General features: G+C 61.4%; 19 protein-coding genes. 9 read left to right on the top strand and 10 right to left on the bottom strand.

The window, feature by feature from the left end:
• Positions 1–95 precede the first annotated feature (95 nt).
• Together NE357_RS09160 and rlmKL are read right to left on the bottom strand one after the other, a co-directional pair.
• Positions 96–2,480 carry a sensor domain-containing diguanylate cyclase gene (locus NE357_RS09160; RefSeq protein ID WP_169429569.1) on the bottom strand — a complete coding sequence of 795 codons (2,385 nt, stop codon included), beginning with the start codon at positions 2,478–2,480 and terminating at the stop codon, positions 96–98.
• 144 nt (positions 2,481–2,624) lie between these two features.
• The gene (gene rlmKL / locus NE357_RS09155; RefSeq protein ID WP_169429568.1) at positions 2,625–4,895 is read right to left on the bottom strand and encodes a bifunctional 23S rRNA (guanine(2069)-N(7))-methyltransferase RlmK/23S rRNA (guanine(2445)-N(2))-methyltransferase RlmL; all 2,271 of its coding nucleotides are present in this window, start codon (positions 4,893–4,895) and stop codon (positions 2,625–2,627) included.
• Positions 4,896–5,425: 530 nt separating this feature from the next.
• Here rlmKL and rmf point away from each other — a divergent pair.
• Positions 5,426–5,641 (top strand): ribosome modulation factor, encoded by a 216-nt coding sequence (gene rmf / locus NE357_RS09150; protein WP_003223300.1) that lies wholly within the window; start codon positions 5,426–5,428, stop codon positions 5,639–5,641.
• A 138-nt stretch (positions 5,642–5,779) separates the two neighbouring features.
• Here the strand turns inward: rmf and NE357_RS09145 are convergent, their stop codons facing one another.
• A complete protein-coding gene (locus NE357_RS09145; protein ID WP_169429567.1) occupies positions 5,780–6,799 on the bottom strand; it encodes a quinone-dependent dihydroorotate dehydrogenase in 1,020 nt (339 codons plus the stop codon).
• A 222-nt stretch (positions 6,800–7,021) separates the two neighbouring features.
• Between NE357_RS09145 and NE357_RS09140 the strand changes: the two genes are divergently transcribed.
• The 8 genes from NE357_RS09140 to cobA all read left to right on the top strand — a co-directional run bounded on the left by NE357_RS09140 (position 7,022) and on the right by cobA (position 18,505).
• Positions 7,022–8,233 (top strand): CmpA/NrtA family ABC transporter substrate-binding protein, encoded by a 1,212-nt coding sequence (locus NE357_RS09140; RefSeq protein ID WP_169429566.1) that lies wholly within the window; start codon positions 7,022–7,024, stop codon positions 8,231–8,233.
• A gap of 15 nt (positions 8,234–8,248) precedes the next feature.
• Complete coding sequence (locus NE357_RS09135) at positions 8,249–8,824, top strand: ANTAR domain-containing response regulator (RefSeq protein WP_007916390.1); 576 nt, start codon at positions 8,249–8,251, stop codon at positions 8,822–8,824.
• A 220-nt stretch (positions 8,825–9,044) separates the two neighbouring features.
• Positions 9,045–10,256: a nitrate/nitrite transporter gene (locus NE357_RS09130; RefSeq protein ID WP_169429565.1), complete on the top strand. Its 1,212-nt coding sequence runs from the start codon at positions 9,045–9,047 to the stop codon at positions 10,254–10,256.
• A gap of 7 nt (positions 10,257–10,263) precedes the next feature.
• Positions 10,264–11,934 carry a bifunctional protein-serine/threonine kinase/phosphatase gene (locus NE357_RS09125; RefSeq protein WP_169429564.1) on the top strand — a complete coding sequence of 557 codons (1,671 nt, stop codon included), beginning with the start codon at positions 10,264–10,266 and terminating at the stop codon, positions 11,932–11,934.
• A 308-nt stretch (positions 11,935–12,242) separates the two neighbouring features.
• Positions 12,243–14,711: a nitrite reductase large subunit NirB gene (gene nirB, locus NE357_RS09120; RefSeq protein WP_169429563.1), complete on the top strand. Its 2,469-nt coding sequence runs from the start codon at positions 12,243–12,245 to the stop codon at positions 14,709–14,711.
• On the top strand, positions 14,708–15,025 hold the full coding sequence (nirD, locus tag NE357_RS09115) for a nitrite reductase small subunit NirD (protein WP_007951992.1): 318 nt from the start codon (positions 14,708–14,710) through the stop codon (positions 15,023–15,025). The genes nirB and nirD overlap by 4 nt, the downstream gene beginning before the upstream one ends.
• Positions 15,025–17,739, top strand: coding sequence for a nitrate reductase (locus NE357_RS09110; protein WP_169429562.1), 2,715 nt, complete (start codon positions 15,025–15,027; stop codon positions 17,737–17,739). The genes nirD and NE357_RS09110 overlap by 1 nt, the downstream gene beginning before the upstream one ends.
• A 13-nt stretch (positions 17,740–17,752) precedes the next feature.
• Positions 17,753–18,505: a uroporphyrinogen-III C-methyltransferase gene (cobA, locus tag NE357_RS09105; protein WP_169429561.1), complete on the top strand. Its 753-nt coding sequence runs from the start codon at positions 17,753–17,755 to the stop codon at positions 18,503–18,505.
• A 74-nt stretch (positions 18,506–18,579) separates the two neighbouring features.
• Here cobA and NE357_RS09100 read toward each other — a convergent pair whose 3' ends face one another.
• The 7 genes from NE357_RS09100 to NE357_RS09070 form a co-directional block, all read right to left on the bottom strand.
• Entirely contained in the window at positions 18,580–19,629 is a 1,050-nt protein-coding gene (locus NE357_RS09100; protein WP_169429560.1) for an OmpA family protein, read from the bottom strand.
• A gap of 107 nt (positions 19,630–19,736) precedes the next feature.
• Positions 19,737–20,327 carry an RNA polymerase sigma factor SigX gene (sigX, locus tag NE357_RS09095; protein WP_011333251.1) on the bottom strand — a complete coding sequence of 197 codons (591 nt, stop codon included), beginning with the start codon at positions 20,325–20,327 and terminating at the stop codon, positions 19,737–19,739.
• A 90-nt stretch (positions 20,328–20,417) separates the two neighbouring features.
• The gene (locus NE357_RS09090) at positions 20,418–21,242 is read right to left on the bottom strand and encodes a mechanosensitive ion channel family protein (protein WP_065259736.1); all 825 of its coding nucleotides are present in this window, start codon (positions 21,240–21,242) and stop codon (positions 20,418–20,420) included.
• A gap of 2 nt (positions 21,243–21,244) precedes the next feature.
• On the bottom strand, positions 21,245–21,493 hold the full coding sequence (locus NE357_RS09085; protein ID WP_085700244.1) for a CrfX protein: 249 nt from the start codon (positions 21,491–21,493) through the stop codon (positions 21,245–21,247).
• Between the two features lie 63 nt (positions 21,494–21,556).
• Positions 21,557–22,552: a zinc transporter ZntB gene (locus tag NE357_RS09080; protein WP_169429559.1), complete on the bottom strand. Its 996-nt coding sequence runs from the start codon at positions 22,550–22,552 to the stop codon at positions 21,557–21,559.
• Between the two features lie 24 nt (positions 22,553–22,576).
• Positions 22,577–23,068, bottom strand: a complete 492-nt coding sequence (rraA, locus tag NE357_RS09075) for a ribonuclease E activity regulator RraA (protein ID WP_065259739.1) — start codon at positions 23,066–23,068, stop codon at positions 22,577–22,579.
• Positions 23,069–23,294: 226 nt separating this feature from the next.
• Positions 23,295–24,284 (bottom strand): alpha/beta fold hydrolase, encoded by a 990-nt coding sequence (locus NE357_RS09070; protein WP_169429558.1) that lies wholly within the window; start codon positions 24,282–24,284, stop codon positions 23,295–23,297.
• Positions 24,285–24,308: the final 24 nt, after the last annotated feature.

The following is a 24,308-nucleotide window of genomic DNA, read 5'->3' as shown; positions in this document are numbered from 1 at the left end:
GGAGCCAGCCTGCTGGCGATGGCGGAGTGTCAGTCACTGGATCATTGACTGAACTGAAGCGATCGCCAGCAGGCTGGCTCCCACACGTTTAGTGCCTAGTTCATCTGCCGCTCGACCCGATCCCGCCCGCCCTGCTTCGCCGCATAAACCCCTGAATCCGCCCGCAACAACAGCGAATCAGCGCCCTCCCCCGGCCGCCAGCTGGCAATCCCGAAACTCGCCGTTACCACACCGACCACATCCACCGGCGCCCCGCGCAGGCCTTGCCACAACTCCACGGCCAGCATGTACGCATGATCACCGTCGATGTCCGGGCACAGCACCATGAACTCTTCGCCGCCCAAGCGACAGAACACGTCGGTACGCCGCAGCCGATGGCCGATGCGCTCGCACACCGCCTGTAACACCCGGTCGCCGACTGCATGGCCGTACTGATCGTTGATCCGTTTGAAATGATCGATATCGAGCATGATCACCGACAGTTCGCCACCTCCACGCTCGACCCGGGCCATTTCGGTCGTCAGACGTTCCTGGAAATAGCGCCGGTTGTGGATGCCGGTCAGTGAATCGGTCACCGACAGTGCGCGCAGTTCTTCCTCCACGCGCTTCAGGTCGGAGATGTCCGAGATGTAGCCATGCCAGAGCACGCCACCGCCCGGCAGTTCCTCCGGGGTCGCTTCGCCGCGCACCCAGCGCAGGCCACGCTCTGGCAATTGCACGCGGTACTCCTCGCGCCACGGGCTGAGGTTATCCGCCGAGGCACGGATCGACTTGCGCACGCGGCTGACATCCTGCGGATGAATCCGGGTAAAGATGGATTCGGCATTGAGCAGCAGCACGTCAGGTTCCAGCTCGTAGATCTCACGGATGCCCTCGCTGGCGTAGATCACGCTGAAGCTCCCGTCGAATTCCATCTTGAACTGATAGATGCCGCCGGGAACGTGAGCACTGAGTTTCTTCAACAGCAGGTCCCGCGCCGCCAGCGCTTCGTGTACGCGCTTGCGTTCGGTGATGTCGATGCAGATCGCCAGGTGCCCGACCCACAGCCCCTGCTCGTCCAGGACTGGGGTGGCCAGCATGTTCACCGGCAGATGACTGCCATCCTTGCGCACCAGCGTCCACTCGCGCGCCTCATGCCCGCCGACTTCGCCGCCCTCCACCAGCATCGCCTGGCAGGTCGGGATGGCCTTGCCATAGCGGGCGCTCAGCTCCGCCGCACGGGTGACCAGCTCCCGGGGGAAATGCAGGTTTTCCAGCGTCATGTGGCCGATGACCTCGGCGCTGCCGTAGCCCAGCATCTGCTCCGCACCGGGATTGAATGTGTTGATTACACCGCGCAGGTCGGTGGCGATGATCGCCACTTGCGTCGCCGCGTTAAGCACCCCGCGCAGCTGGCCGTGGGTGCCCCGCAGTTCCTGCTCGCGCTCATGCAGCTCCTGAGTGCGCAACTCGACCATGCGCAAGGCCCGCTGACGCTGACTGACCAGCACATACAGCAGCGCACTGAGCAGCAGACTGAGCAAGCCACCCAGAATGACCACACTGCCGACCGACGAATGGTTAGCCTGCAAAAAAGCCTCGCTGGGCGAGATATCGACCTGATAGTCATGGTCGGCCATGCGCACCAGCCGCGTGGTCGACAGATCGCTGGGCGCCGGATCATTGGTCGACTCGAACAGCACCTCATGCTGGTCGTTGGTGGACAGATCGAGGATGCGCACCGAAAGGTAGTCATGAGGGGGATCCGGCAAACCGTCCGCCAGCAGCTGACGCATACTGATGACGGCCATCACGTAGCCGTATGATCTGGGTTCGCCTTCGCGCAGCACCGGCGCCACCAACAATACGCCGCGGGCGTAAGCCGGCTCGATACCCACCAGATGCATTGGCTGCGACACTGCCAGGCCGCGAAGCTGGTCGGCGCGCTCCAGAGTGGTGCGGCGCAACGGTTGTGCCAGCAGGTCGTAACCCAACGGCGAGCCGAGCCGGCTCTGGGTCTGGCTGTACAACACCACCACGTATTCATCCCGGGCCGCGGCCAGTTGCAGCTCGCCGCGGGCATTGAGTTCGCGCACGCTGAAGGTGCTCAGGCCTTCGTCACGCACCCGCTGCTCGAACGCGGCGCGCTCGGCACCGCTCACCCGCAAGGCGAACGAATAGGCCTGGGTGCGCAGCAATAAAGGATGGGTGTAGCCGTCGAATTCGGCGCGGGACACCGATTCAGAGTTGGCGAAGAACCGGCGCAGGCCGTCGAGGCGTTGCTCCTGATCCTGAAAACGTTCTTCGATGCGGCTGTAGCGCTCATTGGCCAGCAATTGAAAACGCTGGCGCAACTGGCTGTGAAACTGATTGAGGGTGGCCCAGGCCAGCAGCCCCGTGAGAATCCCGCCGGCGAGCAATACCAGCAGCGCGACCAGCCAGGCCGAGACTTCTTCGCTGATGAAACCCAGGATCTTTGGGCGCACGGGGTGCAACGACATATGGGCCACTCACTACGCCAGTACTTGCGGGATAACCCCGTTGGCCGTGAGTGAGTTATAGCTATTAGCCACTAATTTGGCTAGCTCTGATGGGATCCAAGAGCCTTAAAAATCAAGGCTCTGTGGATCCAACTGCTCAGAGTGTCAACGGGCCGTGATTTTCCAGGCGCGGTGGATCTTGCCGTTGCGGGCGAAATCCGGGTCGATGGTGCTGGCGGTGATTTCCTCGACCGCATAACGTTCGGCCAGGTTGTCTTCCAGCTGGAACTTGCGGAAGTTGTTGGAGAAGTACAACACGCCGCCGCTGGCCAGTCGGGCCATGGCCAGGTCGATCAGTTGTACCTGGTCACGCTGCACGTCGAAGATCCCTTCCATGCGCTTGGAGTTGGAGAAGGTCGGCGGATCGATGAAGATCAGGTCGTACTCTTCCCGGCAGTTTTCCAGCCACGCCATCACATCGCCCTGCTCCAGACGGTTCTTGTCGGAGAAGCCATTGAGCGACAGGTTGCGGCGCGCCCAGTCGAGGTAGGTTTTCGACAAGTCGACACTGGTGGTGCTGCGCGCGCCGCCCTTGGCTGCGTGCACACTGGCGGTCGCGGTGTAGCAGAACAGGTTGAGGAAGCGCTTGCCGGCGGCCTCTTTCTGAATCCGCATGCGCATCGGCCGGTGATCGAGGAACAGCCCGGTGTCGAGGTAGTCGGTGAGGTTGACCAGCAACTTCACGCCACCCTCGGTCACTTCATTGAATTTGCCTTGGGCAGCCTGACGCTCGTACTGCTTGGTGCCGCTCTGCCGCTCGCGGCGCTTGACCACCACGCGGCTTTTGTCGATGTTCAGCGCCTGCGGAATGGCCGCCAGGGCGTCGAACATGCGGATCGAGGCTTTTTCCGGGTCGATCGACTTCGGCGCGGCGTATTCCTGGACGTGCACCCAGTCGTGATAGAGGTCGATGGCCATGGCGTATTCCGGCATGTCCGCATCGTAGACGCGGTAGCAGTCGATGCCTTCGCGCTTGACCCACTTGCCCATCGCCTTGAGATTCTTCTGCAGGCGGTTGGCAAACATCTGCCCGCCTTCACTCAGGCGCGGCTGCTCGATCACAGGCGCCGGGGCCGGCGTCGGTTTGATCGGGTTGCCGTTCTTGTTGAACTTGCGCTCTTGCGGCTCGTTCGGCGCCTGATCATAAGCGGCTTGCTCGCGTTCGGCCTGACGTTGCTCCGGGGTACGACGCTCGCCGGTGACGAACTGGTCCGGCAGCACTTTGATCAACAGCAGCTTGCATGGCAGCGCGCCGTTCCAGAACGAATACTGTTTGTGGCTGCGGATACCCATGCGCTTGCCCAGGTCCGGCGCGCCGGTAAACACCGCCGCTTCCCAGTTCAGGCAGGCCTGACGCAGACGCTCGCCGAGGTTCTGGTAGAGGTACAACAGACTGGCTTCATCACCCAGACGCTCGCCGTACGGCGGGTTGCAGATGACCAGACCTTTCTGGTTCTGGTCCGGGCGCGGTTCGAAGGTGGCGACTTCGCCCTGATAGATCTTGATCCATTCGCTCAGGCCGGCGCGCTCGACGTTGTTGCGGCCCGGCTGAATCAGCCGTGGGTCGGCTTCATAACCACGGATCCACAGCGGCGGCTTGGCCAGACCGGCGGCGGCGCGTTCGACGGCTTCTTCATGCAGTTTTTTCCACAGCGCCGGTACGTGACCGAGCCAGGCGGTGAAGCCCCACTGTTCGCGACGCAGGTTCGGCGCCATGTCGGCGGCGATCATGCCGGCTTCGACCAGGAACGTGCCGACACCGCACATCGGGTCAGCCAGCGCGCCACCTTCGGCGGCAATGCGTGGCCAGCCGGAACGGATCAGGATCGCGGCCGCGAGGTTTTCCTTCAGCGGCGCAGCGCCCTGCTGCAAGCGATAACCGCGCTGGTGCAGGCTGTGACCGGAGAGGTCGAGGGACAGAATCGCTTCGCCGCGATCCAGGCGCAGATGAATGCGCAGGTCCGGGTTGAGCTTGTCGATGCTTGGACGGTCGCCCTGCGGGGTGCGCAGCTTGTCGACGATGGCGTCCTTGACCTTCAAGGCGCCGAAGTGGGTGTTGTCGATGCCCGAACCATGGCCGCTGAATTCCACGGCCAGGGTACCGTCGGCCAGCATGTGATCCTGCCAGTCGACGTCGAGTACGCCGTGGTACAGGTCTTCGGCGTCTTTCATCGGGAAGCGTTTGAGCACCAGCAGCACCCGGTTGGCCAGACGCGACCAGAGGCACAGGCGATAAGCGGTTTCCATGGTCGCCATGCCACGCACGGCGGAAGTGTGCTCGCGAGCTTCTTCAAGGCCAAGCCCGACGGCTTCCTCGATGAGCAGGCCTTCAAGGCCTTTGGGGCAAGTGAGGAAGAGTTCGAAACGGTCGGACATGGTTTTTCCAGAGCCTTTGGCTGATGAACCGGCAACGCATTGCCGATCCGGTTTTCAATCAGGCGCTTTTCTACAAGAGCGCCCGCGTGGCACGAAGGTGTGCCGTTCCATCCCCGCTGCTCGGGTTAAAAGAGCTTAGATGCCGGGACAGATAAAAAAGTTGATGCAACAAAATGACTCAAAGCAACCCTTCGTCGAATAGTACCCCAGCGTAAACGTGGGTCATTCTCACTAAAGGATTAACCTCATCATCTAGCGCGGGGCCGATCATACCGGGGTTTGGCCAATGAACACTGGATAAATACGCGGTTACTTATGGCAATAGCATCTTTTTCGTTACGTCCTTATGACAAAACGGTCATTCCATCGATGTGACTCATTGGTTAGAACTGGACACAGGTTGACGTCGCAACGGCGTCAACACCTTGGCTCGCCACGCCGGCAGCGAGCCGCCAACGGCAGAGTTTTTCTGCCAGACCTCAATTGAGGTCGACGCGACAAAAACAGTCAACAAGTGAGGGAAACACCCTATGAGAAGACTTAAGCGTGATCCGTTGGAAAGAGCATTTTTGCGCGGATATCAATATGGCGTTGGTGGCAAATCCCGTGAGCTTTGCCCATTTACTCTACCGTCGGTACGTCAAGCCTGGATCAACGGCTGGCGAGAAGGACGCGGCGACAACTGGGACGGTATGACCGGCACTGCGGGAATCCACAGACTCAACGAACTTCACGCCGTCGGCTGACACAGGGCACTTATTGCGACACGACAATCTGATTTCGTAACAACCTGATCACCATGCACGTCCTTCCCGGACGGCGGGCTACGGCCCAGGGGCTCCTTCGAGGAGCCCTTTTTTATGCCTGCCTTTCATGTCCGCCGATCAGCGTTTGGCGGCGATGGCGTCCACGGATTCGCGGATCAGCGCCGGGCCCTTGTAGATGAAGCCCGAGTAGATCTGCACCAGACTCGCGCCAGCAGCGATCTTCTCGGCCGCATGCTTGCCTTCGGTGATACCGCCCGCCGCGATGATCGGCAGTTTGCCACCCAGCTCGGACGCCAGCACTTTCACGGTGTGGGTGCTCTTTTCACGCACCGGCGCGCCGGAAAGGCCACCCGCCTCGTCGCCGTGTTCCATGCCTTCGACGCCCACGCGGCTGAGGGTGGTGTTGGTGGCGATCACCGCGTCCATCCCGGTTTCGATCAGCGCCTGGGCGACTTGCGCGGTTTCCTCGTCGGTCATGTCCGGCGCGATCTTGATCGCCAGTGGTACATGTTTGCCGTGACGCAGGGCCAGTTCGGCGCGGCGCGTGGCCAGGTCCGCCAGCAATTGCTTGAGCGAATCGCCGAATTGCAGGCTGCGCAGGCCCGGGGTGTTCGGCGAGCTGACGTTGACCGTGACGTAGCTGGCGTGGGCGTAGACCTTGTCCAGGCAGATCAGGTAGTCATCCACCGCGCGCTCGACCGGGGTGTCGAAGTTCTTGCCGATGTTGATCCCCAGCACGCCTTTGTATTTGGCCGCCGCCACCCGCGCCAGCAGGTTATCCACACCGAGGTTGTTGAAACCCATGCGGTTGATGATCGCCTCGGCTTCCGGCAGGCGGAAAATCCGTGGTTTCGGGTTGCCCGGCTGCGGACGCGGGGTCACGGTGCCGATTTCGACAAAACCGAACCCCAGCTGGGCGAAGCCGTCGATGGCCGCGCCGTTCTTGTCCAGACCGGCCGCCAGACCCACAGGATTCGGGAACTGCAGGCCCATGACAGTCACCGGCAGCGACGCCGGCGCCTTGCACAGCAAGCCGTTGAGGCCCAAACGCCCGCCCGCGCCGATCAGATCCAGCGACAGATCGTGGGAGGTTTCCGGGGAAAGTTTGAACAACAGCTGACGGGCCAGGGTGTACATGGACGGCTATGACTCGGGCGGCGAAAAGAGGCGGCGATTATAGCCGGGCATCGCCCCGCCGCGCGAGGCGCACGGGTAAATCGGTGCGCATGGCATATGCCTTGCACCTTCCTCGGCATCAGCCTGCAGGCCAATGGTGGCGTGCAGGCAAGGACAATGGCGTCGTCTCTCGGTTTTGCGCGGGCAAAGCCTGGGACGGCGTTTTTTTTGAGGGTGGCTTTCATGACTCAAACCTCCGCCGGGCCGCTGGCCTGGGTCAACGGCAGCGATGCCCCGGAAAAAAGCGCGATCAACCTGGGCTTCATGGCCCTGAGCGACTGCGCCTCGCTGGTGGTCGCCGCCACCCAGGGCTTTGCCCAGCCTTACGGCCTGACCCTGAACCTCAAGCGCCAGAGTTCCTGGGCCAACCTGCGGGACAATCTGGTCAGCGGCGAACTCGATGCCGCCCACAGCCTCTACGGCCTGATCTACGCGGTGCACCTGGGCATCGGCGGCGTCGCGCCGACCGACATGGCGGTGCTGATGGGCCTGAACCAGAACGGTCAGAGTCTCAACCTGTCCCACGGTTTGCAGGGCCTGGGCGTGACCGGTCCTGAAGCGCTGCACCACCATGTGCACCAAACCCGCGCAAAACTGACCTTCGCCCAGACCTTTCCGACCGGCACCCATGCCATGTGGCTGTATTACTGGCTGGCGAGCCAGGGCATTCATCCGTTGCAGGATGTCGACAGCGTGGTCGTGCCGCCGCCACAAATGGTTGCGCACCTGCAGGCCGGTCGCATCGACGGTTTCTGCGTCGGCGAGCCGTGGGCCGCCAGCGCCGTGCAACAGAATCTTGGCTTCACACTGGCCACCAGCCAGACCATCTGGCCCGATCACCCGGAAAAAGTTCTCGGCTGCACCCGCGCCTTCGTCGAGCAATACCCCAACACCGCCCGCGCGCTGGTGATGGCGATCCTCGAAGCCAGCCGTTTCATCGAAGAGAGCCCGGAAAACCGCCGCAGCACCGCCCAGTTGCTGAGCGCAGCGGAATACCTCGACGCCCCGGTGTCCTGCATCGAACCGCGCTTTCTCGGCGACTACGACGACGGCCTGGGCAATCGCTGGCAGGACCCGCACGCCCTGCGCTTTCATGGCGATGGCGCGGTAAACCTGCCTTACCTGTCGGACGGCATGTGGTTCATGACCCAGTTCCGCCGCTGGGGTTTGCTGCGCGATGACCCGGATTACCTCGCCGTCGCCCGGCAGGTGCAACAACTGGAGATCTATCGCGACGCGGCGACTGCCGTGGGCGTCGCGGCCTGGGGCAAAGACATGCGCAGCAGCCAGTTGATCGACGGCAAGATCTGGGACGGCAGCGATCCGGCCGCCTATGCCCGGAGCTTCAAGCTCCACGCGCTGAGCGACAGCGCGCCCCTTCTCGCCCAGCGCTGACAGGAGACCGCGAACATGCTGCGCATTCTGCTGATCAACGACACCGCGAAAAAAGTCGGGCGCCTGAAAGCCGCGCTGACCGAGGCCGGTTTCGAGGTGATCGACGAGTCGGGCCTGACCATCGACCTGCCGGCGCGCGTCGAAACGGTGCGTCCGGACGTGATCCTGATCGATACCGAGTCACCGAGCCGCGATGTGATGGAACAAGTGGTGCTGGTCAGCCGCGACCAGCCCCGGCCGATCGTGATGTTCACCGACGAGCACGACCCCGGCGTGATGCGTCAGGCGATCAAGTCCGGGGTCAGTGCCTACATCGTCGAGGGCATTCACGCACAACGCCTGCAGCCGATTCTCGACGTGGCCATGGCCCGTTTCGAGAGCGATCAGGCCTTGCGCGCCCAGCTTCAGGCCCGCGACCAGCAACTGGCCGAACGCAAGCGCATCGAACTGGCCAAGGGGTTGCTGATGAAAATGAAGGATTGCAACGAAGAAGAGGCCTACACCCTGATGCGCCGCCAGGCCATGAGCCGCCAGCAGAAACTGATCCAGGTCGCCGAACAGATCATCGCGATGAGCGAATTGCTTGGCTGAGCTGGCACAGATCTCGCTAAGCAATCGCTACAGGTAACCAACGGCGGTTGCCCCACCCACGACAAAGACGTCGCTCACCTTCTTCGCCCCTTTCGGCGATCCGGGTAGCGGCGTTTTTGCGTTTTGGCCCCATTGACCGGGGCCGGTGGTGCGGCCGTGGCGGCGCCCCACTGTGCTGGTTCTGATTCCTTCCCGAGATTCTCTACCGCTGAGGTGCGCGATGAATAAAAGCTTCTGGAAATCCGGCCACACCCCGACCCTGTTCGCGGCCTTCCTGTATTTCGATCTGAGTTTCATGGTCTGGTACCTGCTCGGCCCTCTGGCGGTACAAATCGCCGCTGACCTGCACCTGACCACCCAACAACGCGGCCTCGTGGTGGCCACGCCGATTCTGGCCGGCGCCGCGCTGCGCTTTGCGATGGGCATGCTTGCCGATCGCCTGTCGCCGAAAACCGCCGGGCTGATCGGCCAGGTGATCGTGATCTGCGCGCTGTTCGGCGCCTGGAAACTCGGCATCCACAGTTACGAACAAGCCTTGTTGCTTGGCCTGTTCCTCGGCATGGCCGGCGCTTCATTCGCCGTGGCGCTGCCGCTGGCCTCGCAGTGGTATCCGCCGGAGCATCAGGGCAAGGCGATGGGCATCGCCGGCGCCGGCAACTCCGGCACCGTATTCGCGGCGCTGATCGCCCCGGTACTGGCAGCGGCGTTCGGCTGGAGCAACGTGTTCGGTTTCGCCCTGATTCCGCTGATCCTGACCCTGGTACTGTTTGCCTGGCTGGCGAAAAACGCGCCGGAGCGGCCAAAGGCCAAATCCATGGCTGACTACTTCAAAGCTCTGGGCGACCGCGACAGTTGGTGGTTCATGTTTTTCTACAGCGTCACCTTCGGCGGTTTCATCGGCCTGGCCAGCGCCCTGCCCGGTTACTTCAACGATCAATACGGCCTGAGCCCGGTCACCGCCGGTTACTACACCGCCGCCTGCGTGTTCGGTGGCAGCCTGATGCGACCGCTGGGCGGCGCGCTGGCTGACCGTTTCGGCGGGATTCGCACCTTGCTGGCGATGTACACGGTGGCGGCGGTCTGCATTGCAGCGGTCGGATTCAACCTGCCCAGTTCCTACGCGGCGCTGGCGCTTTTCGTCTGCACCATGCTCGGTCTTGGCGCGGGTAACGGCGCGGTGTTCCAACTGGTGCCACAGCGCTTTCGCCGGGAGATCGGCGTGATGACCGGGCTGATCGGCATGGCCGGCGGCATCGGCGGTTTTGCTTTGGCGGCGGGCATGGGCGCGATCAAACAGAGCACCGGCAGCTATCAACTGGCGCTGTGGTTGTTCGCCAGCCTTGGCGTTTTGGCGTGGTTCGGCCTGCATGGGGTCAAACGTCGCTGGAGAACCACCTGGGGTTCGGCGGCCGTGACCGCCGCCCGGGTCTGAGGCCCGCATGGCACTGCGACTGAGCTTCGCTGAAGCCAGCGCCACCGGCCCCCGCGCGGAGAATCAGGACGCCTTGCGCCTGGTCACTCCGGCCCCGGCGCTGGCCGCCAGCAAGGGTTTCCTGTTCGCCATCGCCGACGGCGTCAGCCAGTGCGCCGATGGCGGTCTGGCTGCGCGCTCGACCTTGCAGGCGTTGGCGCTGGACTACTACGCCACCCCGCAGACCTGGAGCGTGGCCCAGGCGCTGGATCGCCTGTTGCTCGCGCAAAATCGCTGGTTGCAAGCCAATGGCGGTGGCCAGCCGTTGCTCACCACCGTCAGCGCGCTGGTCCTGCGCGGCAGGCGCTTCACGCTGGCGCATGTGGGGGATTGCCGGGTCTATCGCTGGCATGCCGACACCCTCCAGCGCATCACCGAGGATCACGTCTGGGAACAACCGGGCATGCAGCACGTGCTCAAGCGCGCACTGGGGCTGGATCAGCATCTGGTGCTGGACTTTCTCGACGGCGAACTGCGTGAAGGCGAAAGCTTCGTGCTGCTCAGCGACGGTGTCTGGGCCGCGCTCGGCGACACGGCCATCGCCGGGATCCTGCGTGATCAACCGGATCTGCACAGTGCGGCACAAACGCTGGTCAACGCCGCGCATCTGGCCGGCGCCCAGGACAACGCCAGTGCCTTGCTGGTGCGGGTGGATGCCGTGGGGGAAGCGAGCATCGGCGATGCGCTGATTCAGTTGCAGCAATGGCCGCTGCCCCCGACGCTCAAACCGGGTCAGACCTTCGAGGGCTGGCAGGTGCAAGGCATCGTCGGCCAAAGCCAGCAATCGTTGCTGTATCGCGTCCTCGATGGCCAAGGACAGGCGTGGCTGTTGAAGACCTTGCCCCCACGGCTGGCGGACGATACCCACGCAGGTCAGGCACTGTTGGCGGAGGAATGGTTTCTCAAACGCGTGGCCGGGCGACATTTCCCTGAAGTCCATAGCGCCAGTCAGCGTCAGCATTTGTACTACGTGATGCGTGAATATTCGGGGATCACCCTCGCGCAGTTGTTCGAGCGAGCCGGCCCACTACCCCTGGCTCAGTGGCAGGACGTGGCCGAACGCCTGTTGCGGGCCGTCGGCCTTCTGCATCGGCGGCAGATTCTGCACCGCGACATCAAACCGGAGAACCTGCTGCTGGGGGACGACGGCGAGTTGCGTTTGCTGGATTTCGGTCTGGCGTATTGCCCCGGTCTTTCGCAGGACACGCCGTCGACGCTGCCGGGAACCCCGAGCTATATCGCACCGGAGTCCTTTCGAGGGGATGCGCCCCAGGCTCGTCAGGATCTGTATGCGGTGGGCGTAACCTTGTATTTCCTGCTCACCGGGCATTTTCCCTACGGAGAAGTCGAAGCCTTCCAGCGTCCGCGTTTCGGGCTGCCGGTGAGTGCGGCTCGTTATCGGCCGGATCTGCCGGAATGGCTGGCGCAGTGTCTGGAACGTGGTGTCTCGACTGACCCGCTGCAACGCTATGAAACCGCTGAAGAATGGCTGCTCACGCTGGAACAGGGTGAACGCCGCAGCCTGAATGTACGTCCTCGTCCCTTGCTCGAGCGGGAGCCGCTGAAGGTCTGGCGGACACTGGCGCTGCTGGCGCTACTGGGCAATCTGGTGCTGCTGTTTCTGTTGTTTCATGGCTGATCCGACGCTCCATTAGCGAGCAGACTGCTTCCATTCAGTGCAAAAACCACAATGAACATCTGGCCAATTCCAGCCCCACCCCAATGAATTCGTGTCTGAGCGCGAATTGGCACAACCACTGCATTAACGTTTCCAACTGACATAAAGCCCGACCTTCAACGACGAAGGCCAGGCTTCCCGAGAGAACGGGACAAGGACAAAGGCGTCCTCGCTAGGTAACTGGCGGGACGCCTTTTTTGTTTGCGCCATTTTGTCGAGCAAGGCCTGACTGCCCACAAGAGGCAAGCCCGATGCTCCCGGAGAACCTGATGAAAAAACTCAAACTGGTGATGATCGGCAACGGCATGGCCGGGGTCCGCACCCTGGAAGAACTGCTGAAACTGAGCAACGAGCTGTACGACATCACGGTCTTCGGCGCCGAACCGCACACCAACTACAACCGCATCCTGCTGTCGCCGGTGCTGGCCGGCGAACAGACCTTCGAAGAGATCGTGCTCAACGACCTCGACTGGTACCTGGAAAACGGCATCAAACTGCTGCTCAACCGCAAAGTGGTGGAGATCGACCGGGTCAAACGCCGTGTGATCGCCGAAGACGGCACCGAGGCTGAATACGATCGCTTGCTGATCGCCACCGGCTCGACCCCGTTCATTCTGCCGATCCCCGGCAACACCTTGCAGGGCGTGATCGGCTACCGCGACATCGCCGACACCCAGGCGATGATCGACACCGCCAAGACCCACAAGCACGCCGTGGTGATCGGCGGTGGCCTGCTGGGCCTCGAAGCGGCCAACGGCCTCATGCTGCGCGGCATGCACGTCACCGTGGTGCACCTGGGTGAATGGCTGCTGGAGCGGCAACTGGACAAGACCAGCGGCCAGCTCCTGCAAACCGCCCTCGAATCCCGCGGCCTGCACTTTCGCCTGTGCGAACAGACCCAGGCCCTGCACGACGCCGGCAACGGTCGCGTCGGCTCGGTGCAATTCAAGAACGGCGACATTATTCCTGCCGATCTGGTGGTCATGGCCGCTGGCATTCGCCCCAATACCGAACTCGCGGAAAAGGCCGGCATCCCGTGCAATCGCGGGATTCTGGTCAACGACACCCTGCAAACCTACGACCCGCGCATCTATGCCATCGGCGAATGCGCCAGCCATCGCGGCATCGCCTACGGCCTGGTCGCGCCGCTGTTCGAACAGGCCAAGGTCTGCGCCAACCACTTGGCGCAACTGGGTTTCGCCCGCTATCAGGGCTCGGTGACCTCGACCAAATTGAAGGTCACCGGCATCGACCTGTTTTCCGCCGGCGACTTCATGGGCGGCGAAGGCACCGAGACCATCACCCTCTCCGATCCGATCGGCGGGGTGTACAAAAAACTGGTGATCAAGGATGACGTGCTGGTCGGCGCCTGTCTGTACGGCGATACGGCGGATGGTGGTTGGTATTTCCGGCAGATTCGTGAGAATCACGACATTCGGCAGATCCGCGATCACCTGATGTTCGGCGGCTCTTCTTCTATGGAGCATGCTTTAGGCGATGTAGGACATCAGGGCCAGGACAAAGCCATGAGCATGGCCGACAACGCCGAAGTCTGCGGCTGCAACGGCGTGTGCAAGGGCACCATCGTCAAGGCGATTCAGGAACACGGCCTGTTCAGCGTCGACGAAGTGAAGAAACACACCAAGGCCGCCAGCTCCTGCGGCTCCTGCGCCGGGCTGGTCGAGCAGATCCTGATCAACACCGTCGGCGGCGCGGCGGACGTCAAACCGAAAAGCGAAAAAGCCATCTGCGGATGCAGCGACCTCAACCACGGCCAGATCCGCCAGGCCATTCGCGAACAGCATTTGCTGACCATCGCCGGCACCATGAGCTACCTCAACTGGCGCACCCCGAACGGTTGCGCCACTTGCCGCCCGGCGCTCAACTATTACCTGATTTCCACCTGGCCCGGCGAAGCCAAGGACGATCCACAGTCACGTCTGATCAACGAACGGGCCCACGCCAACATTCAGAAGGACGGCACCTATTCAGTGGTGCCACGGATGTGGGGCGGCGTGACCAACCCGTCGGAACTGCGGCGGATCGCCGACGTGGCGGACAAATATCAGGTGCCGATGGTCAAGGTCACCGGCGGCCAGCGCATCGACCTGTTGGGAATCAAGAAGCAGGACCTGCCGGGGGTCTGGAAGGACCTCGACATGCCGTCCGGCCACGCCTACGGCAAATCGATCCGCACCGTGAAAACCTGCGTCGGCAGCGAGTTCTGCCGCTTCGGCACGCAGAATTCGACCCAGTTGGGCATCGATCTTGAACATGACCTGTTCAACATGTGGTCGCCGCACAAAGTGAAGTTGGCGGTCTCCGGATGCCCACGCAACTGCTCGGAAGCGGGGATCAAGGACGTAGGCATCATCGGCGTCGATTCCGGCTGGGAGATGTACATCGGTGGCAACGGCGGGATCAAGACCGAAGTCGCCGAATTCTTCGTCAAGCTCAAGACCGCCGAAGAAGTGCGCGAATACAACGGCGCGTTCCTGCAGCTGTACCGCGAGGAAGCCTTCTACCTCGAACGCACCGTGCACTACCTGCAGCGGGTCGGCATGGAGCACATCAAGAAAGCCGTGCTGGAAGATCCCGAACGCCGCAAGGCCCTGAACGAGCGCCTGCAATTCTCCCTGTCGTTCGAACAGGACCCGTGGAAAGAGCGCCTTGCCCAGCCGCAACTGAAGAAAGAATTCGACGTGATCCCCGTGAAAAATCTGGAGGTGCCGGCATGAACTGGCTCGATATCTGTGCCTTGGAAGAAATCAACGCCCTCGGTTCGCGGATCATCGCCGGCCCCAAAGGTGACATTGCGATCTTTCGCACAAGCGACGACGAAGTTTTCGCACTCGATGACCGCTGCCCGCACAAGGGCGGTCCGCTGTCCCAAGGCCTGATCTACGGCAAACGCGTGGCCTGCCCGCTGCACAACTGGCAGATCGACCTGCAATCCGGCGAAGCCCAGGCGCCGGACGTCGGCTGCGCGCACCATCACCCGGCCCGTGTGGAAAACGGCCGTGTGCAACTGGCCCTGCGGGACGCCGTCTGATGAACCGCCAGACGACCGCCTCGACCTGCTGCTATTGCGGGGTCGGCTGCGGCGTGCTGATCGAGCATGACGGCGAGCGCATTCTCGGCGTCAGCGGCGATCCGGCGCATCCGGCCAACTTCGGCAAACTGTGTAGCAAAGGCTCAACCCTGCACCTGACCGGTGACCTCGCGGCCCGGGCGTTGTACCCGGAATTGCGCCTGGGCAAAGGCTTGGCGCGCAGTCGTTGCGACTGGGACACCGCGCAGGATCACGCCGCCAATGTGTTCGCCGACACCATCGCTAAACACGGCCCGGACAGCGTGGCGTTTTACATCTCCGGGCAGTTGCTGACCGAGGATTACTACGCGTTCAACAAACTGGCGCGGGCGCTGGTCGGCACCAATAACATCGATAGCAATTCGCGGTTGTGCATGTCTTCGGCGGTGGTTGGCTACAAGCGCAGCCTTGGTGCCGACGCACCACCGTGCAGCTATGAAGACCTGGAGCTGAGCGATTGCGTGATGATCGTCGGCAGTAACATGGCCTACGCCCATCCGGTACTGTTTCGCCGCCTCGAAGAGGCCAAATCCCGCCGTCCGCAGATGAAAGTCATCGTCATCGACCCTCGGCGCACCGACACTTGCGACCTCGCCGACCTGCATCTGGCGATTCTGCCGGGCACCGATGTCGCGTTGTTCCATGGGATTTTGCATCTGCTGTTGTGGGAAGACTGGATCGACCGCGACTTCATCAAGGCGCACACCGACGGGCTCGCCGAGCTGAAAAGCCTGGTGCGCGATTACACCCCGGCCATGGTTTCGCAGCTGTGCGGGATCAGTGTCGAGCAGTTGCAGCAATGCGCCGAATGGATCGGCACCGCGCCGAGTTTTCTGTCGTTGTGGTGCATGGGCCTGAACCAGTCCACCGCCGGCAGTGCGAAGAACAGCGCGCTGATCAATCTGCACCTGGCCACCGGGCAAATCGGTCGGCCAGGTGCAGGACCTTTCTCCCTGACCGGTCAACCGAATGCCATGGGCGGGCGGGAAACCGGCAGCCTTTCCAACCTGTTGCCCGGCCATCGTGAAGTAGCCAATCCAGAGCACCGCGCAGAAGTCGCGGCGTATTGGGGTGTGGATAAGCTGCCGGAAAACACCGGCCTCAGCGCCATCGAACTGTTCGAACAGGTGCGCAGTGGCCAGATCAAGGCGCTGTGGATTGCCTGCACCAACCCCGCGCAATCGATGCCGGACCAGAACGCCGTCCGCGCGGCGCTGGAAGCCTGTCCGTTCGTGGTGTTGCAGGAGGCGTTTCGCACCACCGAAACCGCGGCGTTTGCCGATCTACTGTTACCGGCGGCCAGTTGGGGCGAGAAAGAAGGCTCTGTGACCAACTCCGAGCGGCGGATTTCCCACGTCCGCCAGGCGATTGCCGCACCGGGGGAAGCGCGTCCGGACTGGGCGATCACCGTAGATTTCGCACAGCGCCTGGAGAAACGTCTGCGCCCGCAACAGCCGGGTCTGTTTGCTTTCGAGCAACCGGCGCAGTTGTTTGACGAGTACAAACAACTGACCCGGGGGCGCGATCTGGATCTATCGGGGATCAGCCATGGGTTGATTGATGAGCTGGGGCCACAGCAATGGCCCTTCCCCGCTGGCGCCCGCCAAGGTACAGCCCGGCTGTATGACGACGGGATCTTTCCTACAGCGAACGGGCGGGCGCAGTTCGTTGCCGATCCCTATCGCGCCGCCAAGGAACAACGCGACGCACGTTTTCCCCTGACCCTGATCACCGGCCGCCTGCGTGATCAATGGCACGGTATGAGCCGCACCGGCACGGCGGCGCAGTTGTTCGGGCATGTCAGCGAAGCCGTGCTGAGCCTGCACCCGGACGAGTTGCGCCGGCACCGTTTGCAACCGGGGGATCTGGTGAGCCTGAAAAGTCGTCGTGGCGCAGTGGTCGTGGCGGTCGGCAGCGATGACAGCGTGCGTCCTGGTCAGGCATTTCTGCCGATGCATTGGGGTGATCGTTTTCTCAAGGGCGGCGTGAACTGCCTGACGCTGCCCGCCTTCGATCCCCTGTCGAAACAACCTGAACTCAAGCACAGCGGAGTACGCCTGGAACCGGTGAATCTGCCCTGGCAACTTTTCGCACTGATCGAGGGTGATGTTCAGCGGCATTTTGAGGCACTTCGCCCGCTGTGTGAGGCGTTTTCCTACGTCAGCCTCAGTCTGGTCGGTCGCGAGCGGCCGGCGCTGCTGATACGCACTGCCAGCGCCGCCGCACCCGATCCGCAATTGCTGCGCGAAATCGACCAGTGCCTGGCTCTGATCGACGGCCCGGTACTGGCCTATGACGATCCGCGCCGGGCGATCGGCAAACGGGTACGCATCGAAAACGGGCGAATCACCGCGATCCGCCTCGCCGGCGAAACCCTTGCCCGACACTGGTTGCAAGGCCTGTGGCTGGAGGGCCGCGCAGACGAACAACTGCGGCGCTGGCTGCTGGCGCCAATGAGTGCGCCGCCGGGCAATGCCGGTGTGCAGAGCGTTGCCGACAAGACCCTGTGCAATTGCAAAAACGTCAGCCACAGCGCGGTCTGCGCCGGCATTCGAGAAGGTCTGGATCTGCAGGGTTTGAAAAACACACTGGGCTGCGGCACGCAATGTGGTTCCTGCGTCCCGGAAATCAAGCGTTTGCTGGCCGCCGAAACGCGGCCGGTCGCCGTCATCTGAAGAGGAAAACACCATGAACGCAAAAGTCTGGCTGGTGGGCGCAGGTCCTGGCGATCCTGAATTGCTGACGCTCAAAGCCGTACGTGCCTTGCGCGAAGCGGATGTGGTGCTGATCGACGATCTGGTCAACGACGCAGTGCTGGAACACTGCCCCGCCGCACGGATCATTCCGGTCGGCAAACGCGGCGGCTGTCGCTCGACGCCACAGGCGTTCATTCATCGGCTGATGCTGCGTTATGCGCGCCAGGGCAAATGCGTGGTGCGCCTCAAGGGCGGCGATCCCTGCATCTTCGGCCGTGGCGGCGAGGAAGCGCAGTGGCTGCGTGAGCGCGGGGTTGAAGTGGAGCTGGTCAATGGCATCACCGCCGGGCTGGCCGGGGCGACGCAGTGTGACATTCCGCTGACGTTACGCGGCGTAGCGCGGGGGGTGACGCTGGTCACCGCGCACACTCAGGATGACAGTCAGGTGAACTGGCAGGCCCTGGCGCAGAGCGGCACGACGCTGGTGATCTACATGGGGGTGGCCAAGCTCAGCGAAATTCGTGAGCAGTTGCTGGCAGGCGGAATGGCGATGGAGACGCCGGTGGCGATGATCGAGAACGCATCCCTGCCACAACAACGTGAATGCCGGAGCGATCTGACGGGGATGGAGGAAGCAGCCTGCAGGTTCCAGCTCAAGAGCCCGGCCATTCTGGTGATTGGTGCGGTGGCGGCTTCTGCGGACCGATCCGGTTTGCTCGCCTGGCCCGCCAATCAGTCAGCCTGACCCTCTGGTTTTACCAAATCGCAGACAAAGAAAAGCCCGGCCTGAGCCGGGCTTTCCTCAAAGCAGCGAGCTAATTACTTAGCTTGAGCTTCAACCTGAGCTTCTACGCGACGGTTAACGGCGCGGCCAGCTTCGGTTTTGTTGTCAGCAACTGGACGGGTTTCGCCGTAGCCAATCGACTGAACGCGGGACGATTCAACACCGTACTGGTTAACCAGAACTTGCTTAACGGCGTTTGCACGACGCTCGGACAGTTTCTGGTTGTAAGCGTCAGGACCGACGGAGTCAGTGTGACCTTCAACAGTGGTGTGAGTCGATGGGTACTGCTTCATGAAGTCAGCCAGGTTCTTGATGTCAGCGTAGCTGTTTGGCTTGACGACCGACTTGTCGAAGTCGAACTTCACGTCCAGCTCTACACGAACAACTTCAGCAACTGCCGGGCAGCCATCAGCGTCAACAGTTACGTTGGCTGGGGTGTTCGGGCACTTGTCAACGTTGTCGCAAACGCCATCGTTGTCGCTGTCGGAGCAGACTTCAGCTGGTGCTGGAACTGGAGCAGCGGCAGGCTTGTTGCCGCCACCGAAGTTCACGCCCAGACCGATTACTGGAGCGTAGTTCCAGCGACCGTTGTCCAGCTTGTAGTCAGCGTCTACACCAGCACGGGCGTAGAAGTTTTCAGCGAAGTAGTACTTGACGCCAGCGCCAGCAGTCAGGTAGGTCGACTGATCGCGACCGGTGTGGCCGTCAGCAGCTACGTTGGTCAGGCTGCCGTGCTTAACACCACCGGAAACGTAAGGACGCAGAGCGTCGCCAGCGTTGTTGAAGTGGTACTGAGCGTTCAGACCGAAGTTGTCGCCGTGCAGTTTCTGGCTGCCGGTGCCGTCGTTCGAACGGGTGTGGTTGTTCTTGTCGTAGGTCAAGTTCAACGATACGTCGTCGGTCAAGAAGTAACCGATAGAGGCGCCTGGGTTGAAGCCGTCTTCGACATGGTTAACGCTGTCGTTGTACTGCTTCTTGTAGAACAGTTCGCCTTCAACTGCGCCTTGGCCTTGTGCCAGTGCGCCGAACGAAGTAGCGGCAATCAAAGAACCAATGGCCAAGCCCAAGGTGTTTTTCAGTTTCATCCGTTAAATCCCCATCTGGTGATTGTGAAGCAGTCCCGCAAACCGGGGGACAACTCGGCGGCAAGTCTATCAGAACTTGCCTACACGTAAGAGATATTTGCGCTGAACTAAGTTTCAGCAATGCCTGCAAATTTCTCACGCAATTTATCTAGAGCACGTTTGTACCGCATTTTTGTCGCACTCAAACCCATGTGCATGATGTCTGCGATCTCCTGAAATTCCAGCTCTGCGACAAAACGTAGCACCAGAATTTCACGGTCAATCGGGTTCACATACACCAGCCAGCGATCGAGTCCGCCCTTCTCCTCGGGTTTCGGCGCCTTTTCTTCGGACGCTTCCTCGAGGGGGTCAAGACTCAGTGCGTCCATCAAGCGACGCTTTCGCCGTTCCTTCCGATACTGTGTGATGCATTCGTTGTAGGTGATGCTATACAGCCACGTCTTGAACTTCGATTTGCCCTCGAAGTTCTTCAGGCCATACAGCACCTTCAACATCACTTCCTGACAGACATCGTCTGCGTCGCGATCGTTCCCAAGATATCGTGCACAGACGTTAAATAATGTCCGCTGGTAACGCCGCATCAGTTCTTCATAGGCGCGCGTCACGTGAAACAGCTCGGTATGCGAGCGCGCGACCAACTCCTCGTCAGAGAGCTCGCGGGGGTCGTAGCGCGTGGATAGCGTTTGGGCTTTATTCAAAACAAGTCGTGCCGACAGTCAGGTCAATGTCCACCGCTGCCAGCATCAGCTGGCATTTTGCGGCGGCATACATTAGCAGGGTTTGCCGGGTTAGCGGCTACTCACATGCTGTTCCAGCAGGATCCGATTGGAGAGAGAGACTAGCTCACCCTCATCGGTCAGCAATGTGGTTTTAACCGTGCCGATCTCTTCGATCTGGCCTTCGACCTCGCCAACACGCACTTGTTGCCCAACCTGATACAACTCACGCACATAGATTCCCGCAAGAATCTGACCGGCAATTTCCCGGCTTCCCAGGCCCATGGCCAGCGCAACCGCCAGACCAACGGTAATCAATACGATGACGATCACATGGTTCAGCAGGTCGGTCTTGACCTCAAGCTGACTGATCGCGACCGAGATACTGATGATGATCACCAGGCCCTGGGCAATTCGCCCAAGTCCTGAAGCGTAGTCCAGTCCTACGCCTTCTGCCGCACCGCGCACCAGTCCGTTGGCCAGTTGCGCCAGCAATACACCCACCAGCAGCACCAGCGCAGCGCCGAAAACTTTTGGCACATACAGCGCCAACATGTCCAGCGTAGCTGAAACTCGCTCAAGTCCAAGGGATTCTGCCGCAGAAACCAGGAAAATCAGCAGAACAAACCAATAGACGATTTTTCCGATCAGGGTCGAGATCGGCACTTGCAGTCCCGCACGGGACATCAGTTTGGTCAGGCCGGTGCCGCCCATCAAGCGGTCGAGGCCGAGTTTGGCGAGCAGCTTGGACAGCAATGTGTCCAGCAACTTGGCCACCACGAAGCCCAACAGCAGCACCACCAGTGCGCCGAACAGGTTCGGGATGAAATTAGCGACTTTGGTCCACAACGCTGTCATTGCCGTGACGAGGCTCTGAGTCCAGAGATCAAGTTCCATATTCAATCAGCCTTATCAGCAGTGCGAGCGGTAGGTTTACGGAGACGGGAAACCGGCGCGACATGAGCCGAGCCGTTGTTCAGGGCGATCATCAGCGCAGGCAGCCAGCGGCCCAGCAGGCTGAACAGATCACCGGCGCCGACCTGGCGGTTGGCGGTTTTGAGTACGCGGCCCAGGCAGGCATCGTCGTCGCGGCCGGACGGCGAGGCGTTGAGCATGTCGCGCAAAGACTGTTCAAACGGATCGTGCATACGCACCTCTCGTGATGTCTGTGAAAGACGCGGGCAAATTTGGTCGGGTCACATGACCCATCGTCAAACCCAGCGCAATCGGCGGAACAACCACCATTGTCCGAGCGCCACCAGGACCATCAGCAGGCATGCCACCAGGAAGCCGTAAGGGCTTCCGGAAAGTGGAATTCCGCCGACATTGATCCCCAGCAGGCCGGTGAGAAAACTCATCGGCAAGAAGATCCCGGTGATGATCCCGAAGCGGTACATGGTGCGATTCATGCGCACGCTCAAACGCCGGTCTTCGGTGTCCAGCACAAGCCCCACGCGCTCTCGGGTCAATTCGAGCTCTTCGAGGTAGCGGGTCAGGCTGTTGTTCAATTCATTCCAATAGTCCGCGTCGTCATCGACGAACCATGGCAGTTTTATTCGCGTCAGCTGTCCGAAAATATCGCGCTGCGGTGCGAGAAAACGCTTCAGTCCGGCGGCTCGACGACGGATGTGCAAAACCGCTCCGTGCTCGGGGGTATACCGTTCGTCGGCGTCCAGCTTTTCTTCCTCTTCATCGACCACTTCCGAGAGGCAAGTGACCAGATCCTGCACCTTGTTGGTGAGATATTGCGCAAGATAAAGAATGAGTTCGGACGACGTTTTCGGGCCCTTGCCCTCCCCCAGCATCGCCAGCAGTTCATCCGTGGCGCGCAATGGGCGCAAACGCAGGGAAATCACACGCTGGGCCGAAGCGAAAATCCGTACCGAGACCATGTCTTCCGGCTCGGCCCCAGGATTGAGGTTGACCCCGCGCAAAAACAGCAGCAACTCGGAATCGGGCAGCGGCAACAGCCGTGGACGGGTGTTCTCTTCCAGCAGCAGATCGCAGGTGAATTCGTTCAGTCCGCTGGACTTGCGCAGCCAGGTCTGGGTCTGCGGGTGACTGCGATCCCAGTGCAGCCACAGGCTTTCATGGGCCTGCAGCTGCAAATCGTCGAGTTCAGTCCGGGCTATCGAACGCGCACCGCCTTTACCATCCAGCACCAGGGCATGCACCAGCCCCCATTGCGCGTTTTCTTCCTCGAACATCCTCACCCCAGTGCTTGCCGCGATTTATTCAGGCATCTTCAGCGGGCTCGGCGAGATAATCACGCCGTTGTTGTCCGCATAGATGTATTGGCCCGGATGAAACGTAACGCCCGCAAAAGTCACCGGCACGTTGAGGTCGCCGATACCCCGCTTGTCGGTCTTCATCGGGTGGCTGGCCAGTGCCTGCACGCCGAGATCGGTCTGGGCGATGACGTCCACATCACGGATGCAGCCGTAGATGACCAGCCCTTCCCAACCGTTTTTCGAGGCTTTCTCGGCGAGCATGTCGCCCAGCAGCGCACGCCGCAGGGAACCGCCGCCATCGACCACCAGCACCTTGCCGTTGCCCTTGAGTTCAACCTGTTCCTTGACCAGCGAGTTGTCTTCGAAGCACTTGATGGTCACGATTTCGCCGCCGAAGGAATCACGGCCACCGAAATTGCTGAACATCGGTTCCAGCACCTGCACCAGCTCCGGATAGGCGTCGCACAGGTCAGGCGTGAGGTAATGGTTCATCGAATAACTCCTGTAACAAGGAAGACGATCAAGGATGTCGCACTCTTTTGAAACGAGATCCGACGGTCGCTGTTTACCTTAGTCCATGCAATGGTCGCTGAGTGAACCTGAACACAGGCTGAAACGTAATAGCGAAACAGCCACCAAATGTGACCGGAACCGTCCAATGCGTCATATCTTAGCCGCAAGCCGACCCGAACGAAATGCCCTTTTCAGAGCCCTCCGCTCATCCTGCCGCCGCCAGATCCATCTTTTCGCCAAGTAATGGCGTGTGCTGGTCAGCCAGCCAGCGCGCCACCAGTGGCCAGACTTCGGCCTGGGCAGCCTTGCTCACCAGCATTTCGACATGACCGAAATTTTCGCTGAAGCCCTGTTCACGACCCAGATTGATAAATTGCTTGTGCTCGGAGCCGACCTGATCGAACAACTTGCGGCAGGCCCAGGCCGGATCCTGATGATCCCCGACCGCCGTCACGGCCAACACCGGCACCTGGACATCGGCGAGCCCCGCCCACCAATCCTTGTCCTTGTCCCCGAAACGCCCGAACAGGCCATACCAGCGCATGCTTTCCAGCGCGAGGCCGATCGGCTCGTCTTCCGGGCCACGCTTGAGACGCGAGCCGGACAACTGGGCAAAACGCTTGAGAATGAAACGCCCGCTCCATTCCACCGGCGGAATTTTCAGCGGCCAGTAGGTACGACTGACCTGCGTGCCGAAAAACGCTGCCGACGCTACGGCCGGTTCGCCGAGGTATTCGCCGCCCAGGGCGGCCGCGAGCGTAATGCCGCCCAGCGAATGACCGATCCAGTGCGGGATCTGCCCGCTCTGTTCACGCACGAACGCGGCGATGGCCGGCAAATCGTAACGGGCGTAATCGGCGACGCGGTTGCGGCGATAGTCCTCGTTGCGCTGGGACATGCCGTGGCCGCGCATTTCCGGGATCCATACATCGAACCCCAGACGCGTCAGATAAGCGCCCAGCCCCAGACCTTTCGGGGAGAACCAGAAGCGCCGGTTGGAGAAGCTGCCGTGCAGCAAGATCACCGGCACGCCGCGTGTCGCCGGTTCATCGGCCATGCCGAGACGGGTCACCGCGATTTCCACGGACCAGTCAGGGCTGTTGCCCGGCTTCAAACGGTAGATGTCTTCGCTCAGATCACCGCGTCGTTCAGCGCTGATCAGGGCGACAGGAAATAGGTTGCTGCTGCTTTGCATAATGCTCTTGCACAAAAAAGGGCG

This window comes from Pseudomonas sp. G7(2022) (assembly GCF_052660475.1).
Note: the sequence above shows the minus strand (reverse complement) of the source record. Positions and strands in the feature narration are given on the sequence as shown.

Coding starts and splice junctions, on each gene's coding strand:
- NE357_RS09160 (WP_169429569.1), bottom strand. CDS start 2,480: ATGTCGTTGCACCCCGTGCGCCCAAAGATCCTGGGTTTCATCAGCGAA.
- rlmKL (WP_169429568.1), bottom strand. CDS start 4,895: ATGTCCGACCGTTTCGAACTCTTCCTCACTTGCCCCAAAGGCCTTGAA.
- rmf (WP_003223300.1), top strand. CDS start 5,426: ATGAGAAGACTTAAGCGTGATCCGTTGGAAAGAGCATTTTTGCGCGGA.
- NE357_RS09145 (WP_169429567.1), bottom strand. CDS start 6,799: ATGTACACCCTGGCCCGTCAGCTGTTGTTCAAACTTTCCCCGGAAACC.
- NE357_RS09140 (WP_169429566.1), top strand. CDS start 7,022: ATGACTCAAACCTCCGCCGGGCCGCTGGCCTGGGTCAACGGCAGCGAT.
- NE357_RS09135 (WP_007916390.1), top strand. CDS start 8,249: ATGCTGCGCATTCTGCTGATCAACGACACCGCGAAAAAAGTCGGGCGC.
- NE357_RS09130 (WP_169429565.1), top strand. CDS start 9,045: ATGAATAAAAGCTTCTGGAAATCCGGCCACACCCCGACCCTGTTCGCG.
- NE357_RS09125 (WP_169429564.1), top strand. CDS start 10,264: ATGGCACTGCGACTGAGCTTCGCTGAAGCCAGCGCCACCGGCCCCCGC.
- nirB (WP_169429563.1), top strand. CDS start 12,243: ATGAAAAAACTCAAACTGGTGATGATCGGCAACGGCATGGCCGGGGTC.
- nirD (WP_007951992.1), top strand. CDS start 14,708: ATGAACTGGCTCGATATCTGTGCCTTGGAAGAAATCAACGCCCTCGGT.
- NE357_RS09110 (WP_169429562.1), top strand. CDS start 15,025: ATGAACCGCCAGACGACCGCCTCGACCTGCTGCTATTGCGGGGTCGGC.
- cobA (WP_169429561.1), top strand. CDS start 17,753: ATGAACGCAAAAGTCTGGCTGGTGGGCGCAGGTCCTGGCGATCCTGAA.
- NE357_RS09100 (WP_169429560.1), bottom strand. CDS start 19,629: ATGAAACTGAAAAACACCTTGGGCTTGGCCATTGGTTCTTTGATTGCC.
- NE357_RS09090 (WP_065259736.1), bottom strand. CDS start 21,242: ATGGAACTTGATCTCTGGACTCAGAGCCTCGTCACGGCAATGACAGCG.
- NE357_RS09085 (WP_085700244.1), bottom strand. CDS start 21,493: ATGCACGATCCGTTTGAACAGTCTTTGCGCGACATGCTCAACGCCTCG.
- NE357_RS09080 (WP_169429559.1), bottom strand. CDS start 22,552: ATGTTCGAGGAAGAAAACGCGCAATGGGGGCTGGTGCATGCCCTGGTG.
- rraA (WP_065259739.1), bottom strand. CDS start 23,068: ATGAACCATTACCTCACGCCTGACCTGTGCGACGCCTATCCGGAGCTG.
- NE357_RS09070 (WP_169429558.1), bottom strand. CDS start 24,284: ATGCAAAGCAGCAGCAACCTATTTCCTGTCGCCCTGATCAGCGCTGAA.